The 16,716-nt window shown below is 50.3% G+C and carries 16 protein-coding genes; 6 read left to right on the forward strand and 10 right to left on the reverse strand.

Annotated elements, in window-relative coordinates; all coding sequences use genetic code 11:
* Nucleotides 1-174 precede the first annotated feature (174 nt).
* The gene (locus tag DEV76_RS22595; protein WP_109700220.1) at nucleotides 175-513 is read left to right on the forward strand and encodes a winged helix-turn-helix transcriptional regulator; all 339 of its coding nucleotides are present in this window, start codon (nucleotides 175-177) and stop codon (nucleotides 511-513) included.
* 98 nt (nucleotides 514-611) lie between these two features.
* On the opposite strand, the gene DEV76_RS22600 is transcribed toward DEV76_RS22595, so the two are convergent.
* The 3 genes from DEV76_RS22600 to DEV76_RS22610 all read right to left on the reverse strand — a co-directional run bounded on the left by DEV76_RS22600 (nucleotide 612) and on the right by DEV76_RS22610 (nucleotide 6,374).
* Entirely contained in the window at nucleotides 612-3,980 is a 3,369-nt protein-coding gene (locus tag DEV76_RS22600) for a chondroitinase-B domain-containing protein (RefSeq protein WP_109700221.1), read from the reverse strand.
* Nucleotides 3,981-4,120: 140 nt separating this feature from the next.
* Nucleotides 4,121-4,774, reverse strand: coding sequence for an alpha/beta hydrolase family protein (locus DEV76_RS22605; protein ID WP_109700222.1), 654 nt, complete (start codon nucleotides 4,772-4,774; stop codon nucleotides 4,121-4,123).
* Between the two features lie 85 nt (nucleotides 4,775-4,859).
* Complete coding sequence (locus tag DEV76_RS22610) at nucleotides 4,860-6,374, reverse strand: choice-of-anchor I family protein (RefSeq protein WP_109700223.1); 1,515 nt, start codon at nucleotides 6,372-6,374, stop codon at nucleotides 4,860-4,862.
* 511 nt (nucleotides 6,375-6,885) lie between these two features.
* On the opposite strand from DEV76_RS22610, the gene DEV76_RS22620 reads away from it, so the two are divergent.
* Nucleotides 6,886-7,248, forward strand: coding sequence for a response regulator (locus tag DEV76_RS22620; RefSeq protein ID WP_109700225.1), 363 nt, complete (start codon nucleotides 6,886-6,888; stop codon nucleotides 7,246-7,248).
* A gap of 73 nt (nucleotides 7,249-7,321) precedes the next feature.
* On the opposite strand, the gene DEV76_RS22625 is transcribed toward DEV76_RS22620, so the two are convergent.
* Nucleotides 7,322-8,329 (reverse strand): DUF6528 family protein, encoded by a 1,008-nt coding sequence (locus tag DEV76_RS22625; RefSeq protein ID WP_109700226.1) that lies wholly within the window; start codon nucleotides 8,327-8,329, stop codon nucleotides 7,322-7,324.
* Between the two features lie 407 nt (nucleotides 8,330-8,736).
* On the opposite strand from DEV76_RS22625, the gene DEV76_RS22630 reads away from it, so the two are divergent.
* Complete coding sequence (locus DEV76_RS22630; protein WP_109700227.1) at nucleotides 8,737-9,927, forward strand: hypothetical protein; 1,191 nt, start codon at nucleotides 8,737-8,739, stop codon at nucleotides 9,925-9,927.
* 126 nt (nucleotides 9,928-10,053) lie between these two features.
* Here DEV76_RS22630 and DEV76_RS22635 read toward each other — a convergent pair whose 3' ends face one another.
* The 4 genes from DEV76_RS22635 to DEV76_RS22650 all read right to left on the reverse strand — a co-directional run bounded on the left by DEV76_RS22635 (nucleotide 10,054) and on the right by DEV76_RS22650 (nucleotide 12,103).
* Entirely contained in the window at nucleotides 10,054-10,449 is a 396-nt protein-coding gene (locus DEV76_RS22635; RefSeq protein WP_109700228.1) for a VOC family protein, read from the reverse strand.
* 52 nt (nucleotides 10,450-10,501) lie between these two features.
* Nucleotides 10,502-10,888, reverse strand: coding sequence for a helix-turn-helix domain-containing protein (locus DEV76_RS22640; RefSeq protein ID WP_109700229.1), 387 nt, complete (start codon nucleotides 10,886-10,888; stop codon nucleotides 10,502-10,504).
* 20 nt (nucleotides 10,889-10,908) lie between these two features.
* On the reverse strand, nucleotides 10,909-11,466 hold the full coding sequence (locus DEV76_RS22645) for a hypothetical protein (protein ID WP_157963052.1): 558 nt from the start codon (nucleotides 11,464-11,466) through the stop codon (nucleotides 10,909-10,911).
* 70 nt (nucleotides 11,467-11,536) lie between these two features.
* Nucleotides 11,537-12,103 (reverse strand): Crp/Fnr family transcriptional regulator, encoded by a 567-nt coding sequence (locus DEV76_RS22650; protein ID WP_109700231.1) that lies wholly within the window; start codon nucleotides 12,101-12,103, stop codon nucleotides 11,537-11,539.
* A gap of 165 nt (nucleotides 12,104-12,268) precedes the next feature.
* Between DEV76_RS22650 and DEV76_RS22655 the strand changes: the two genes are divergently transcribed.
* A complete protein-coding gene (locus tag DEV76_RS22655) occupies nucleotides 12,269-13,111 on the forward strand; it encodes an oxidoreductase (RefSeq protein WP_109700232.1) in 843 nt (280 codons plus the stop codon).
* A complete protein-coding gene (locus DEV76_RS22660) occupies nucleotides 13,095-13,907 on the forward strand; it encodes a helix-turn-helix domain-containing protein (protein ID WP_109700233.1) in 813 nt (270 codons plus the stop codon). The genes DEV76_RS22655 and DEV76_RS22660 overlap by 17 nt, the downstream gene beginning before the upstream one ends.
* A gap of 9 nt (nucleotides 13,908-13,916) precedes the next feature.
* Here the strand turns inward: DEV76_RS22660 and DEV76_RS22665 are convergent, their stop codons facing one another.
* Nucleotides 13,917-14,252 carry a four-helix bundle copper-binding protein gene (locus DEV76_RS22665; RefSeq protein WP_109700234.1) on the reverse strand — a complete coding sequence of 112 codons (336 nt, stop codon included), beginning with the start codon at nucleotides 14,250-14,252 and terminating at the stop codon, nucleotides 13,917-13,919.
* Nucleotides 14,253-14,524: 272 nt separating this feature from the next.
* On the opposite strand from DEV76_RS22665, the gene DEV76_RS22670 reads away from it, so the two are divergent.
* On the forward strand, nucleotides 14,525-15,283 hold the full coding sequence (locus DEV76_RS22670; RefSeq protein ID WP_109700235.1) for a DUF72 domain-containing protein: 759 nt from the start codon (nucleotides 14,525-14,527) through the stop codon (nucleotides 15,281-15,283).
* A 1-nt stretch (nucleotide 15,284) separates the two neighbouring features.
* Here the strand turns inward: DEV76_RS22670 and DEV76_RS22675 are convergent, their stop codons facing one another.
* The gene (locus tag DEV76_RS22675; RefSeq protein WP_109700236.1) at nucleotides 15,285-16,550 is read right to left on the reverse strand and encodes a Na+/H+ antiporter; all 1,266 of its coding nucleotides are present in this window, start codon (nucleotides 16,548-16,550) and stop codon (nucleotides 15,285-15,287) included.
* Nucleotides 16,551-16,716 lie beyond the last annotated feature (166 nt).

Below are 16,716 nucleotides of genomic sequence, written 5' to 3' on the forward strand. Positions count from 1 at the left end.
GGTTAAAAACGACACCTTTTGCCGAACTTTCTGGTAGCCCGGGTGACTAAAATCCTACATTAATTTTTAAGTTGAATAAGTACATTTGAAGCATTAAGAAACCAACAAATGAATTCTCATTTCATCAGTTACCATTTTGTAACCGGCAAAAACTGGTAATCAAAAAGTAACCAAATGGCACACTTCAATGACGATATTATAGGCCCTGTAGCGGCCACGCTGGAATATATCGGCGGCAGATGGAAAACTGTGATCCTCTATTACCTTACCACCGGTAAAAGGCGCTTCGGTGAAATAGCCGCCCGCATTCCCGCCATTTCAAGAAAAGTACTTACACAACAACTGAAGGAACTGGAAGTGGACGGGCTCATTTTCCGGGAAGAGTTCAAAGAGAAACCACCCCGGGTGGAATATTCACTGACGCCGTTTGGTGAAAGTCTTTCCGGTGTATTCCGTGAAATGTCTCTTTGGGGGAAAGAACATGTATCAGGAAAACGGCAGGTAGCATCCTGATCAGAAAATATCCATATTGCAAAAGGCCGTCTCAAATGCATGAGACGGCCTTTTGTTTGGTGTACCTGCAAGTACGTTAGTATCGTACCTATAATTCCTTACAGTTTCATAATCATCCGAACGGTCTTATTCAATCCATCCGATACGTGGATGAAGTAGAGATCGTGCCGCAGATGGGAAAGGTTGAGGCTTACGGTAGATGTACCCGCACCTGCCGGAACGAATGCATATGCGACCCGGTTGCCCATCCTGTCTATCACATGGAAGGTATACGGCCTGTCGAGCTTCTTATTCAGCCGCACGGTTATGGGGCCACGGGTAGGGTTGGGGTAGATGGTAATATCTATAGGATCGCGCACCAGTTCTACACCCAGCACCAGGATCACCTGTTCCGCAGTAGCCGTGTCGTAGTTTTCATTCCCTGCCTGTATTGCACGGATGGTAACCAATCCTTCATCCAGCAGCTTCACTGTATTACCGGTAATGGTTGCTACACCGGATACTACTTCATAAGTAACAGGCAAACCCGTGGAAGCAGTGGCCTCCAGCGTTACCGTTTTCAGGCGGCGTTGCGGTTCTATTACCGGGAAAGTGATGGTTTGTGACGCCTTCCGCACCGTGAAGGTTTGCTCCACGGAATCCGCTTCATAGAAATCATTTCCGGGCTGTATGGCACGTACAGTAACCTCTCCGGCTCCCAGGATCGTTACAACGGAATCCTGCAAAGCAACCGGTCCGGAAACAAGGTGGTAAGAAACAGGCAAACCAACGGAGGAAGCTGCCTGTAAAACAAATGCCGTATCACCGAACGTTTTATCGCCAACCGGAGTAAAATTCAGCTCCTGCAGGCCTTTCAGCACTTCAAATGTTTGAACGGTATCCGCTGTGAAGTAATTATCGTTTCCGGCAGCCGTAGCCTTTACGGTAACCATACCAGGCGCCTGCAGCTGCAAGCCATTACCCGTTACTATTGCGGGACCATCCGTTACACTGAATGTTACCGGCAAACCCGTTGAAGATATTGCATTGAGCACTACATCTCCCGCTCCATAACGTTGTGCAGGGATACTGTCGAATGAGATGGATTGCTGCTTCTTCTCTATCAGCTCCCATTCGGCCAGCTGTGTATTAGCTTCACCGTTGTTGGCTGTAATATCCAGCCTGAAATAAGTATATGCCTTCATCTGTACATCGAGCGGGTAAGATTGATTGAGACCCCTGGTTGCAAAGGTTTCCCCGCTGCGTACATCGAGCGTATCCCAGGTGGTGCCATCATTAGATCCCAGCAGCCGCCAGTCTTTCGGGTCACGAGCCGGCCGGTCGTTTCCTGAAGTGAGTGTATACCGCACGAGTATTGCGGGAGTAGCAGAAGCATATTGTATCCAGAGTGCCGTTCTTCCGCTGCGGTAATACTTTGTAGCGGGGTTGTTATCGATGAGGGCGGGCAGGTCTTCCGTAGGTTTGGTTGGATTGGGATACTGGCCGGTAATCACCCCGCCATTATCTGTAACATCGAACTGGCCATACCTAACGCTGGTACGCACTTCTGTTGAAAAAGCCGTATCGCCATTGGTATTAACCGACCGTGCCTGAAGCACCAGGTTACCAGCAGGAGGGCTCATCCAGCGGTAACTATAGGGCGCTGCACTATCTACAGCCACCAATGTACCATTACTGTAAAAGGCCACTGCACGCACTGCAGAAATGGAATCAACTGCCATGGCGGAAAGGTCTACATAAACCGGACTAACATGCGTGGAGCCTTGTAGCGGTGCTGTAAGTGCCACGGATGCCCCGGCGGGGTTGGCGCGTACCTGTACTGAAACCGTATCACTGATACGCCCGCTGGCATCTACCGCATAGGCGGAAAGGATGTGACTGCCATAGGAAGCCTGCCATTCAATGCTATACGGCCGGCTGCTGTCTGCCGCAATCTCCACACCATCCACCATGTACCGTACGAAAGTAACGGTATCTGTGAGTGAAATAGCCGCCACTGTGAACTGTACAGGCATTCCCGCCTGCAGGATGGAACCGGGCAGGGGAGACTGTATCCCCACTACGGGGTTGCTGCCACCGGCATGGGTGCCAACATGGGTGCTGTCTATCAGCAAAGCCTTAACCGGTGCAGCAGACAGTTGGTCCGCCCCCGCATCAAAAGGCATGCTGCGTGGCTGGCCATCCATATCCACTGCTATGCCCGGCATTTCTTCCGTTGCCATGCCAATAGCAGGACTGCCCGGCTGCAGGTGGAAAGTACCCGTTATATCACGCGCCAGCAGCGGGTCAGCAACGATGTAGGAGGTATCAGGCATGTCGCCCGCATTGTTCGTGAGGTTATGGATGATATTGCCTTTCCATACCGGGTTGAGGCAGGGCCCCTGAATCTGTACTGCCTGCGCTGTACTGTTGGTAATGATATTATACGCCCCGGTGATGTAGGTAGAACCCAATCCGTTTGTACGGGGAGCCTGGCGAATGTTGGTGGCATTGTTCACGAGGGTATTGAAAGCGATCAGCACACGATCCGGACGATCGTGCGAAGTGAGCGCCCCGCCTTCAGATACTTCTGCTGAACCGTTACCGATGTTGAGCGCAATGCTGCAGTTCTCGAAGTGATTGCTGTGAATGGTATGGTCATCACCGAAAATGCGGAGTCCGGGTGTGTTGAGGAAATAGTTGCCATACACTTTCGCAAAGTTGCCATGACGTAGTGTAAACTGTGCCGGACTGTTCAGAAAAGTATTGTACCGGATGGTGATGCCCGATACTTTCACTGACAGGGATTCGTTCTCCCCGTCGCATTTCTCGAACAGGTTGTATTCGATGATGCTGTTGGTGGTAGACAGGCTTAGGCCGCTCAGGCCAAACTGCACCGTTTCCGATCCATTGCCGCCACCGGGCCGCTGGTTATAAAACCAGTTATGATGCACCCAGATGCGGCGTGCAGCCTGGCTGCCCGATGTGCCCGGTCCACCCGAAACATGGATGGAAAGGAACTGACCCAGCGCCGCTTTATCGCGGAAGGTGTTGTAAGCCAGCTCATGATCATCGCCCTGTACATTAAGGTTATCACCTTCACCGGGCGTCTTGTACACGTTGCGGATGAGCTTACAGAAGGAAGTACCTCTGCCAATGGTGGCTTTTCCTGCACTGTGCGTAAACAGGAAGCCCGAGATTACAATGTGTGCGGCAGGGGATGCAATGGCAAAGCCTCCGGTGCCGGTGATCTCCGCACCGCCCACAGTTTCTGCAGTGATGGTGATGGGCTTTGCGGCAGTGCCCTGCCGGTTGATGGTAATGTTGGAAGTAGCCGTGTACACACCGTTGGCCAAAACAATCACATCGCCGGGAGAGGCGTTGTTGATAGCTGACTGCAAAGCAGGAAGCGTGTTCACGGGAATGATGGCTGCCATCGCTGAAGCAGCCCATAGCAGCAATGCTGCAAGGGGTAAAGTTTTCATCATGTGGAATCGAGGTTTAATAAAAGCTTTCATAGCACCGGAGGGCGCCGGCTGCAGAACGTGGAATAGACATATGTAATTTCCGGAATTGGGGAATGCCGGAATGATAGGATTTTCGCTTTAACCGTTAGGATATTGTTATGCTATAAGATACCTCCCATCCATTCCTTCGTTTCCGCCGTAAGCAGAGAGATCACATCTTTCTTACCGGCTTTGAACGAATGATCAGCCCCTTCCAGCTTCACCAACGTGGCCGTGGGCAATCTACTGCAAACTTCTTCGATAAGATCCCAGGTGGCCAGGGCATCTTTTGAGCCCTGCAGGAACAGCATGGGGATGCGGATGGCCTGTAAATGTGCAGCCCGGTCAGTAGAAGGCTTACCGGCAGCATGCAGCGGGAACCCGTAAAACACAACGCCTTTCACGGGACTTTCGGGATGTTCTGAAAGGTATTGGGAGGTCATTCTCCCTCCGAATGATTTGCCTGCAGCAAACAGGGGAATACCCGGTGCTATGGATTGTGCCTTTTCAATAGCGGCTGCAATTGTAGCATAGGCTACAGCCGGAGTATCAGGCCGCTTCTTCTGCTGTTCGGTAAACGGGAAGTTGAAACGGAGGGTGGAAATACCAGCACCGGCAAGTGATGCAGCCAGTGTTTCCATAAACACATGATCCATATTTGCCCCGGCACCATGTGCCAGTGTAAGAACACATACCGGTTTGGATGACGCCATGTATCTGGCAGAAACAGAACCGATGGCGGAGGACACTTTGATCTTCAGGGTTTTGGTGCTCATAGCGGAAAATTACTGTGTTTCCCCCAAAAGAAAAAACCGGCCCCGCGTAATGCGAAGCCGGTAACTGATATCATGGCAAGGGATGTTACTTTTTAGGAGAGAATACCCTGATCACGCCATCATCTTCACTGCTCACAATGAGAAGGCTCTTCTTCGAAGGACTACTCTTCGCATCCACGAACAGCACACCTTCAGGTGCATCGCCCGTTTTCACGATATGGAGGAAGGTGGGAGCGAGGGGATTGGTTACATCATAAATGGCTACTGCATCCACCCGTTCCATACCAATAAAGGCGATAGACCTGTTGCCCATGATGCCGATAGCGATGCCTTCCGGCTCAACGCTTTTATCATCACTGCGGGCATCATCATAAATACCGGCTTCTTTGGCTTTTACATCCAGCTCGTTCTTGCTGTCGAACAGGAGGGCTCCGGTATTACCGTTCCATACGGAGAAGGAGCGTGCCCCAAAGGAATAGAGGGCTTCGTACAGTCCGTCGTTATTGGCATCACCGAGCGTTTTGGTAACCGTGAGCCTGCCGAGGGCGCTTTCTGCTTTCAGGGCGGCAGCATCGGGGAACACAGCGGGATCAAGCTGCAGGTCTTTTACCCGGGCGTTTTCCGCGTAAGCATCCCATTCGCGCACATCTCCCTCATTTACCGTGAAAAGGTGCGGTATGCCGGCGGAATTCAGCAATACGGCCATGGCATCGGGCTGGTACATCCCTTTTACCGGTACTTTTTTGAATACGATGCCACCGTCTTTATCGGACACATCTACCGCGTTCGCATCCGTATTGTAGTCTTTAAAACCAAGGGGGAATATCTCCGTGATGGTTTTACCGGTGAGGTCGATCTTAGCAATGCCATTGTTTTCCTGCAGCGTTACCCAGGCGGTTTTGGAATCAGGAGCCACGGTGATGTATTCAGGCTCTACATGCTGAGCGAAGCCAGCACCCGGACCGAAGATACGGAAGCCTTTCAGTGCAAGAGCCACCTGCTGGGGAGCAAAGCCGCTGAAGTCGAGGGTAGTTACAGTGTAGTTGTCAGTAACATTAATGAGTGAAACGGAACCAACGGGATCGGCGGAATAATCGGTAGCAGGTTCGCCTTCATTGGCGGTCAGTATCCATTTACCATCGGGGGAGAAAGTCACCATATCGGGCATGGCGCCAACGGTGATGGTTTTGATGAGGGAGTTGTCGCTGGTATTGTACACATCTACGCGGCCGGCGGAAGTTTTATTAATACCTTCAATGGCAGCGGCCAGTTTGCCGTTGTAAACGGCCACACTGTTCACCACGCCTCCGGCAGGGAGGATGTCTTTCTTCAGGTCGGTGATTTTAGCGGGATCGGAGAGGTCCAGCACTTTGATCATGTTGATGCCGTCGTTCTTTACCACAAACAGGCGTTTGGTGGAAGGATCGTAGGCACTGATTTCGGCAGCACCTTTAGCCCCGATATCGATCATCCCGATTTCTTCGAAAGAAGCGGGGTCTTCTATCACCGGGGTATCGGGGTTCTTAACATCATCTTTGGAACAGGCGGCAAATGCCAGGCTTGCAGCAACCGGCAACAGGAACTTGATTTTAGTACGCATGAATCTATGTAGGTTTTAGACCGCGCAAGAGTATCAAGTTCCTGTGACCGCATTGTGACCGGAAGGTTATCAGATTGTTATGTAAGTGAGAAGGACCATTGGGTGCGCATTGAAATGAGTAATAGCGTAGCGGCACACTCTTATCCGGCCGGCAAGAATAGCCGGCCTTTTGTAATCCGGCATTAACAGCAGTAGTAACAGCCATAATGTTATGATTTGGTATTTGCCCGTAACCTGTTTACCTTTAGTAAACACAGTGCTGCCCATCCCAACGGTGTTTCAGTAAAACTGCACTTGAATCATGCAGTTTTTCATCACCGCCTGTTAATACCCGAAAATCGAAAGGAATATTATTATTGAAGACAATGGCGACAGGACGTACGCAATCTTGCCATGGTAGCCTGATCTGGCGATTCTATGGAAAAAACTTTTCAACCTGCAGATGTTAAGGGCAGTGGTCCTTAGCAAGCATATGTCCTGCAAGGACTAAGCCTGCCGCAAAAAAACATACATGAAAAAGATCTTACTGGTTGAAGACGACCCTGCCATTCAGGAAATGTTCAGCATGGTATTTAAGGAACCGGAATACACTATCACATGTTACATGAATGGTCAACTGCTGCTTAAAAATAACTACCCATTACCGGATATTTTCATACTCGATAAGCAATTATCCGGTAACGATGGATTGGATATATGCCGCCATCTGAAGAGCCACTCCCAGACATGCCTTATCCCCGTGGTGATGATTTCCGCCAATCCCCTTATTCTTGAACTCGCCCGGGAAGCAGGCGCTGATAATGTATTGCTGAAACCTTTCCGGCTGGCCGCCCTGAGGGAAATGGTGAGTACATTTGTATATGGTATTTATTGAATATAGCCACATACCTCAATAAGAAAGCCGGGCCTCAACAGCCCGGCTTTTTCATGCAGCCCATATTCCCCTGTTAGTGCGTGCATTCATGGAAACTGTCACCAGCCGGGTAGCTGAACAGGTTCACGAGGCGCCAGCGGGCTTTATACAGTCCGATAGAAGTATTTTTATATACCAGTGCATTGTTGATATCGATGACCTGATCCGTACGCCAGGTTTCTCCTCCAACGCCGGTAGCTCTCGCCAGAATAGTGGCATAGCCCGACGGACCGGAAGTAACGGATTTCACCGCTGTGAGCGTTTTCTGCAGGGTGAATGCACCCGTTACCACATTGAACTTATAGATGTAACCGGAATTGGTGAGCCAAAGATCGGTAGTACTGCCATGAACAGGGAAAAGGTCGTGCGCGTTGCCCTGTGGCATAGTCCAGGTTTTCTTCAATGTCAGGGCCGGACTGCGGCAGCTGTTGTTGTAGGAATAAACACGGATGATGTTCTTACCTGCGGCATACAACTGCTGGCGGGCGTGGTCCCACACTACATTATGTACATCCGGGAAGGCGATGGGACCGGTCTGGTCAGATGCATCGTTGATATATGAATCCGTTACAAAGATCTTGAGGTAGCCGCCTGTGCTGGAGGCTGTCACGATGTTGCCATTGGGCAGCAGCTCGGCAGAGTGGGTGTTTCCGCCGGCATAGTCGAACCAGATGGCTTTTTTGGAGCTGACATTGATAAGTGCAACACCGCCGCCGGAGGCAGTGGCGAGGATGTAGTTGCCATTATAAACCAGTTTGGCTTCGCTAAGGTTAGAAAACCAGGATTGGGCCGTGGTGTGGATCATGGCATAAGAAGCATTGGCCTTCCATTCCCAGGTGATGGCGTTGCCATTGGCTACATCTACCATAATGATGCGGGCATTCTTCTGATCGCAGATAATGATCTCTTTTGGAGTGGCCAGGGCTTCTTCCGTTACAGAAAGCGTTTCAGGCCGGTTGACTGCGGGCGCTACAGGGTTCGGGTCTTCTTTACAGGATACTGCCGCCAAAGCAAGCGCGGCGGCTAAAAACAGTGATTTCATGGGTGAATTGCGTTTAGGGTGGAAACTTGGTGATAGATTAAATGGAACCGGGCTGCACAACGGGAATCTCTATCAAGATAACAATTTCCAACAAAACGAAACTATTTAATAATTATCCGTAACCTTCTTTGTAATACTTTGAAACTATTTTATCGCCCTATTTAAGCAATGAAATACGCACAGGTCCAATCATTACATTTGAATATCAACTAATTAAGTTAAAGATATACGCTGAAGAACATGAGCAGTCAAAAGAAATGAAACCAAACAATCGCGCATTAAGTGAAGGTTTTGGCCAGGCGCTCCGAAATTCGTAATATTATAGACATTCAACCCCGGTAGATTCAGCCTCATTTCAGGAATAAGCCCCAATAGCCCCGTTCATTCCTCCCGTCATCGTTCCAATTATGAACAACAAATCAGCAGCCGTCCCGCAACAGGTTAAAACCGCCCCGTCCTTTTTCCCGGCACCGGAAGCTTCGTTTTTCGCTCCGGCCCCTCAGCCTGCTGTGCAAAAAGCACCCACTCATGTTCAACCCGCACGCATACAACGCACACCTGAAGATACCGGCGCCATGCATGAAGATCTGGCGGATGAATACCGCAGCTCCCATGGCCTAACGGAAGAAGAAGGCTTTTCTACAGGACGCATCGTTTACCAGCTGAGCGATCCCGTGTTTGTCCTGAATAATGAACCACATACTTCCCGATTATATTCCGCCACTGTAGTGGCATGGTCCAATACCCGCGCCATCTGGCCGGTACTGAATTCCCCCGGCGCAAGGGTCACTTTCGTCCGCTACATCCTTCAGTTCGATCAAACGAACTGCCGCCCGTACCACACGGGAGACGCCAGCGGTGAAGCCAGCTGCGAAGCCACCGCCACAGCCCTGCAAACCTTTGAGAACGTATGCCAGGGCTATGCTACGCAGATGTACACCCGCTATACCTCCGCTCCCCGCGCTGATGCAGACACCTCATCACGCCTATCATCCATAGCACGTATAGACGTAGGGGATGTTCCTGTAAAGTTCCATATCCCCATCTTCATCGCCTCCGTACCCGGCCATGCATTCAATGCCGTACAAATCGCCACCGACCCCGCAGATATTCATTCCTACATCTTCTTCGAACCACAAAACGATGAGGTATTCACGGGAGACAGCGCCACACTTCGCTCGGGCATCTATGCCAGCGCAGGCATGGTTACCCTCAGCCGCTTAACCAGTTTCAATGAAACCGGCCAATATGATCAGCAGGATACCCATACCTTTATCATTGACAGCAACAATACCTTCACAGGACTGGTCTTAAGCCTCGAGGAACGCTTACCCATTTCCCGTATCATGGGAAACATATTTATTGCAGACGACATCGCCACATGGAGAACGCTGCAGGCCAGCCGTCCGGGCACCACCTACGAAACCATTATCAGCGAAACCATCAGTAATATATCAGACGCCATACTGGCGCGGGTGTTCCCCTTCCTTAACGGCAGGCGCTTCCGCCGCACCCCGGGAGGAGTGCTCGAAACGATGGACAGAACGATCTTCCTGTCTCTGATGAACAGGCCATCGCTGGAGAGTTTGATTCCGTAAAGGGAGGAGATTATTTTTATGCCGGTTTCGCAATGGTTAGTTTCTTCAACTGCTTTTTGATCCCCCTAAACCAAAAAGCCGCGCCCATCTAATACAGCGCGGCTTCTTATATATCTAAAGCATTTATCACAACATCTCCACCATCTGCAGGTTATTCCCGCAGGTATCATCAAACACCGCGATCTTCACGGTCCCCATTTCGGTAGGCTTCACACTGAAGGCTACGCCTAAACTCACGAGCCGGTCGTATTCTGCCTGTACATTGTCTACATTGAACTGGGTGTAGGGGATGCCGGCATCATATAATGCCTTCTGGTATACTTTGGCGGGCTCAAAGTGTAGGGGAGCGGGCTCCAGCAGCACTTCGGTACCATCCTGTTCTTCTTTGGATACAATGGTAAGCCAGCGGCTGGATTCACTCACGGGTACATCCACTTTCTTGATGAACCCCAGTTTCTCCGTGTAGAATGCTAATGCTTTGTCCTGATCAAGGACGGGTATGCCAATTACTTTTACGCGCATGTTGCAGGTGTTTTAGTGTTACAGGATGCAAGATCCGCCATCCGGCTGTAAATCACTTTGCGAAAATTGCTCTTTTTTGAAACTCCCCGGGTGCCATGCCCGTTTTCCGCCTGAAAAGCGTACTGAACGAAGCCGGACTTTCAAACCCCACGGCAAAACAACTCTCTGATACACTCATGCCCCGCCTGAGGTAATGCTTGGACTGCTCAATCCTCCGGTCGGTCATGTACTGCCTCGGGGAAAGACCATAGTAGCGCTTAAACAGGCGCAGCAGGTGAAACTTAGACGTATAACGGATGTGAGACAGCATATCCAGGTTCAGCTCCTGATCGAAGTGCTGGTCAATATAGTTTTTGGTACCAATCACCGTTTGCAATTGGTGGGTATTGGAATAGCATAATTCCCTGATCCGGATGATTTCGCTATGGTAAAACGTCATAATACTAAGATACGAAATGCTCAGCGCTTCGCATACCTGCGGAAAAAGCCCTCCAGCACCTTGCCCTTCTCCCGGTCGAAGTAAATCATGGGCAGGAGGTAGGCAAAACGGCCGTTACCATTCATGCACACATCGAGGACAGGATAAAACGTCCCGGCAATATGGAACGTAACGAAATAACGCCGGTCAATGTCAAGCGTATCATATGGATTGGCTTCTCCATAGCGGTTGTAATAGTAAGCAACAGGCATGGCTACTATGGAATCGGGCGGAAAATGGTCAACACCGCAGTCTATGGAATACAGCACCTGGTATTGCAGCACTGGAGAAATATCCCTTTGCCGGAATTTACTGCCCATGGCAGCAGTATCAAAATACCGCTCCAGCGCCTGACCGTACAATGGGGTGCTCTTTATCAGGTCTTCAGAAAGACTACAATTTGTTGGTGCCTCTTTAAAATAACGATACAAACTGTTAACTGCCGGGGGCAACGCACCGGGGCCTTCAAACTTTACCTGGGCGGTAGTATGCAGGCTGGCGAACAGGAGGGCCAGACTTAAAAGGGGTAGTGTTTTCATTTGTTGTAGTATATGCAGGCAAGATAACGGGTAAACACAACCGTGGAAATTGATATAAATCAAATTCGCTTCACATAGATGATCGTATACGGCTCAGCGTTTCCATCGTGATGCCGAGGTACGATGCGATGTGCTTTAAAGGCGCCCTGCGCACGATCTCGGGCTGGGTATTGAGCAGGAAGAGGTACCTATCGCGCGCCCGTTCCCTGCGCAGGTAATACAGCCGCTCTTCGCTCTGCATGTAATATTTGGAAGTCAATACCCTGCCCGCCACATTGAACTCAGGGAACATCACGTAAATATCCTGCAGTTCCTGGAAACTGATGCCATGCACCACCGTATCTTCCAGCGCTACAATACTTTCCTCGCCGGGAATTTGCAGGAAGAAGCTTTTGGCGGAAATGATCACATCGTTTTCCTGCATGAACCAGGCCGTGATCTTAACATCGTTCCGCTCATAGAAGCAATGCAGCATGCCGCGCTCCACGAAATAGATATGGCTGCATACCTGCCCCCGTTTCAGCAACACTTCATTCCTGGCTATTTCACGGGAAACCAGTACCGACGACAGGTGTGCTGTTAATCCGGCCGACATGGGAGAAATGCTATTCAACAGCGTAAACAGCGCATCATTCATTTTGGGGTAGTTTCTTTAAAAATATGCAAAAACCATGAATCCGGTCAACTCCAACATGCTTGCATTTCCGTATTTTTGAGCCTCACAGCAAAGCAAATTTGAGCCCTGCAGCAAAACGCCCATTTATCACCCGCAGTACCTTTGTACTACAAAATCACTGATAAAATGAGCAAAGTAGTTTTAGTAACAGGTGCCTCCGCGGGCATTGGCAAAGCAACCGCGAAACACCTGGCAGCAAAGGGATACACCGTTTACGGCGCCGCCCGCAGGGTACAAAAAATGGAGAGCTTAAAAGCATTGGGCGTAAAAGTGCTGGAAATGGATGTAACCTCCGAACCCTCCATGGCCGCAGGCATTAAAGCCATCCTCGATGCGGAAGGCCGCATAGATGTACTGGTGAACAATGCCGGCTTCGGATCGTATGGCGCTTTCGAAGAAATTCCCCTGGCGGAAGCAAAGTACCAGATGGAAGTAAACGTGTTCGGCGCTGCAAGGGTTACACAGCTGGTATTACCCTCCATGATCGCAAACAGGTTTGGAAAGATCATCAATATCACATCTGTCGGCGGTAAGATCGCCAGCGCCTTTGGAGCCTGGTACCACGCCAGCAAGTTTGCACTGGAAGGATTGAGCGATAGTCTCCGTAACGAAGTAAAGCAGTTCGGGGTAGATGTGATTGTGGTAGAGCCGGGGGGCATTAAATCAGAATGGGGCGGCATTGCGGCGGAAAACCTGCTGAAAGTATCGGGCAACGGCCGCTATAGCAAAACTGCCAGGGATTATGCTGACAGGCTCAATGCCATCGAGCAATCCGTTGGTATGGACCCCGAGGTAATCGCGGAAGTAATTGAAACCGCCATTACGGCAAAAGAACCGGAAACCCGCTATGCAGCCGGGTATATGGCTAACGAAATTCTGGCATTGCGGAAAACTATGACAGACAAAGAAATGGATAACATGCTGCACAACGAATTACTGAACACCATCAAACATGACGCCGGAGTATAAGAAGATACCGATAGACAATATCCTGTATTCCTGCGGCACAAGGCAGGAGCGCAGCACGGAAGATTTCCTGGGCATACATGTGGTCACTTATGTACTGTCCGGCGAAATGCAGCTCACCCTTTCTGGCGGCACCCGGCACCTGAAAACGGGTACACTTGGACTCATGAAGCGCAACCAGCTGGTGAAGGCGGTAAAACTGCCTCCCGCAGGCGGTGAGTTCAAAGCGATCAACATCTTCCTCAACACGGATATACTCCGGAAATACAGCACGGAGCACCATCAGCATGCTGCCGGCCATAAAAACGAACAAGGCTTTTACGAACTGCAGGATGATGCGTTCGTAAAAGCCTTCTTTGCCTCACTGGAGCCATATTTCACACAGCCGGAACGTATGACGCCGCTGATGACGGAACTGAAAACGAAGGAAGTAATTGCACTGGTGCTGGACATTAACCCTGCACTGAAAAATGTACTGTTCGACTTCTCCGAACCGCACAAAATAGACCTGGAAGCTTTTATGCTGCAGAATTATATGTTCAACGTATCTATCGATACCCTGGCAAAGCTCACCGGCAGGAGCAGGGCCGGGTTTAAACGCGACTTCGAAAAGGTGTTTCAGTCTACCCCGGGCCAATGGCTCAAACAGAAGCGCCTGCAGGAAGCCTACCGCCTTATTAAAGACATGCACATCAAACCCTCTGACGTATACCTGGATGTGGGGTTCGAAAACCTCTCGCATTTCTCCCTATCTTTTAAACAAGCCTTTGGCGTAAGCCCTTCAACGCTGTACCGGTAAACAATTACCTCAACGGTCGTTCATCGCACGGCAAGCCTCCGCACATTTATGGCAAATGGCTGCGCACTCCTGGCAATGCTCCGAGTTGTGTTTACTGCACTCTGCCGCACAGGAGTCACAGGCATCGGCACATATCACGCATAAACGGGTAGCGTGCCCGCTGCCAAGGCTCATCAGCTGGGCTGTAGCATAACAAAGGGCAGCGCATTCCATATCGAGCTGTATGCAGCGTGCCATATGGGCTACATCAGGCTCCTGCGTACAGGAACTGGCACAGTGGTTACAAACTGCCGCGCATTGCAGGCAGAGGTCTATACAGGCTTTGTCTTCATGATATCCGGACATAAGATTGCGTATTAGTGGTGAAGAAAATCGCTTAACTGGTCTTGTTACAACACACCTGCTTCAGCATGGTTCATCCCCATAGCACTAAAAAAGGACCATATCCGGCAATCTCCGGCATTCCAATTGTGTATCAACCGGTTGTATTCCAACAACTTTACCTGCCCAAATGGGGATTTCCCGCACCAAAGCGGGAACTGCCATGGCTTCAGCCTCCCGCAGGTGGCCTGAGGTATAATGTTTGCATTGTATTAGATGGATGTAAACCAATCGTTATGAAGGAAATACGGACAGGGATATATCATTCCGGCACCAGCGGACTTGTGTTGCCGGTCCCCAACAAACAGGCGTTTCCCCCGGAATACAAAGACAAAAGCAGGCTTACCTATTACGCATCACTCTTCAACAGTATCGAAATCAACCGTTCATTCTACACCGTGCCCATGGCTTCCACCGTTAAACGCTGGACGGAAGAAGTGCCCGATGGCTTTACGTTTACCTACAAACTCTGGCGGGGTATCACCCATGTGAAGGATCTGGCGTATAAAGACGAAGATGTAATCCGATTCATGTCGGCAATAGGAGAGGCGGGGCAGAAGAAAGGCTGCCTGCTCATTCAGTTGCCGCCCTCCGCATCCATTCATTTATTAGAGAAAACCGTTCGGCTGCTGGAACTGGTGCGCTCTGCTGATGCTTCCGGCAACTGGAAGATAGCTCTTGAACTGAGGCACGCATCGTGGTATACACCGGAAACCTTTGCCATGGCAGACGCAACCGGATGCAGTATTGTACTGCACGATATGCCCCGCTCCGCCAACGGACGGCTGAACGCCGGGGCGCCATTTGTATATCTCCGCTTTCATGGCCCCGCAGGAGATTATAAAGGTGGCTATGGCGTAGAGCATTTACGCTTCCGGTGCAGGCAGATACGCGCCTGGCGGCGGGAAGGGAAAGATGTATTTGTGTATTTCAACAACACGATAGGCGATGCGATAAAAGACCTGCTTGAACTGAACAGGATGGTGGAACAGTAACCTACGATTCCTTCGCATCCATCTTCCGGATGATCATTGGCAGCACCAGGCCCTGTCCAAGGATGGAGATCAATACAACCACGGTAGTAATAAAAAGAATCACATTGCGCATGTGCGGGTCCAGCCCGCTTTCAGGCGTATGTGGCAGGGCAATGGCCATGGCGAGGGAAACAATGCCCCGCATACCCGCCCAGCCTATCACCCACGATTCCTGGATGCTCAGCATGATCGATTGCAGGAAGGTATAATGGGAATGATCCGGCTTCAGCCTGCGGAACACCCCTTCGAGATTGCGGCGGATGAAGAACAGCCTGATAAAGCGAACGATCACGGTTACCAGCACGATCAGCAGGGCATAGAAGCAATAGGGGAGTATCTTGGTATGTTCGATAGACTCAATCACCAATGGAAATTCTAAACCAATAAACAGGAAGATCAACCCGTTCAGGATAAACACCAGCACTTCCCATAAGGTCTTCGATTGCGCCCGTACCGTTTCAGGGAAGCGCTCCACTGCTAATTTAGAGATACCGAATGCCAGCACCACCACTGCAATAACCCCCGAAAAGTGAAACGCCTCCGCCAGCAGGTAAGTAACGAAAGGTGCTATCAGTATCACACTAAGTACCGCCAGCAAATGGCCCCTGATGTAGCGGAGCATTAAGCCGGCCAGAATAGCCATGATCAGTCCTGTTACAAACCCGCCCACCAGCAGCTTAATAAAAGTACCGATGGCGTTCACCCATATAAACGCCCCTCCGGCCACAGCCGCCAGCGCAAAGCGGTAAGCCACCAGTGCCGAAGCATCATTAATAAGACTTTCCCCTTCGAGGATCGTCATGGTATTGCGGGTGAGTTTCAGGTTCTTGGTAATTCCTATAGCCGCCACGGCATCCGTGGCTGAAAGGATGGCTCCCAGCAGGAAAGACAAAGGCCAGGTCATCTCCGGGATCAGGTAGTAAGACATTACGGCGATGGCAGCCGCAGTCAGGAAAACGAGCCCTATGGCAAGGGAACTGATGGTCCGGAAGTGGCGCTTGAAATCATCGAAATGCATGTTGTAAGCAGCATCGAAGAGAAGGGGTGGCAGGAATAAAAGGAAAATGATCTCCGGATTGATCTGTATCACCGGCATACCGGGAATAAAACCCACGGCAATTCCAGAAATAATTAATAAAACCGGAGAGGCGAGCTTGTTCCGGTCGGCGAATGCGCTGATCAATATCATGATGCCCAGCAGCAGCAGGATGATTTTGTAATGCTCCATATGTGTGATACAATCCGGGGTTCCTTCCCGTTACTTAAATATATAAAGATACCCGTACATCCCGATTATTAAGCACCCCAAAGCGAAAAACCGACACCATAAAACGGTTATCATTTTAGCAAAATGATTAGCTGCCGGCCGGGTGCTTTAGATTAGAATTATTATT

This window comes from Chitinophaga deserti, from assembly GCF_003149455.1.
Classification (GTDB): domain Bacteria; phylum Bacteroidota; class Bacteroidia; order Chitinophagales; family Chitinophagaceae; genus Chitinophaga; species Chitinophaga deserti.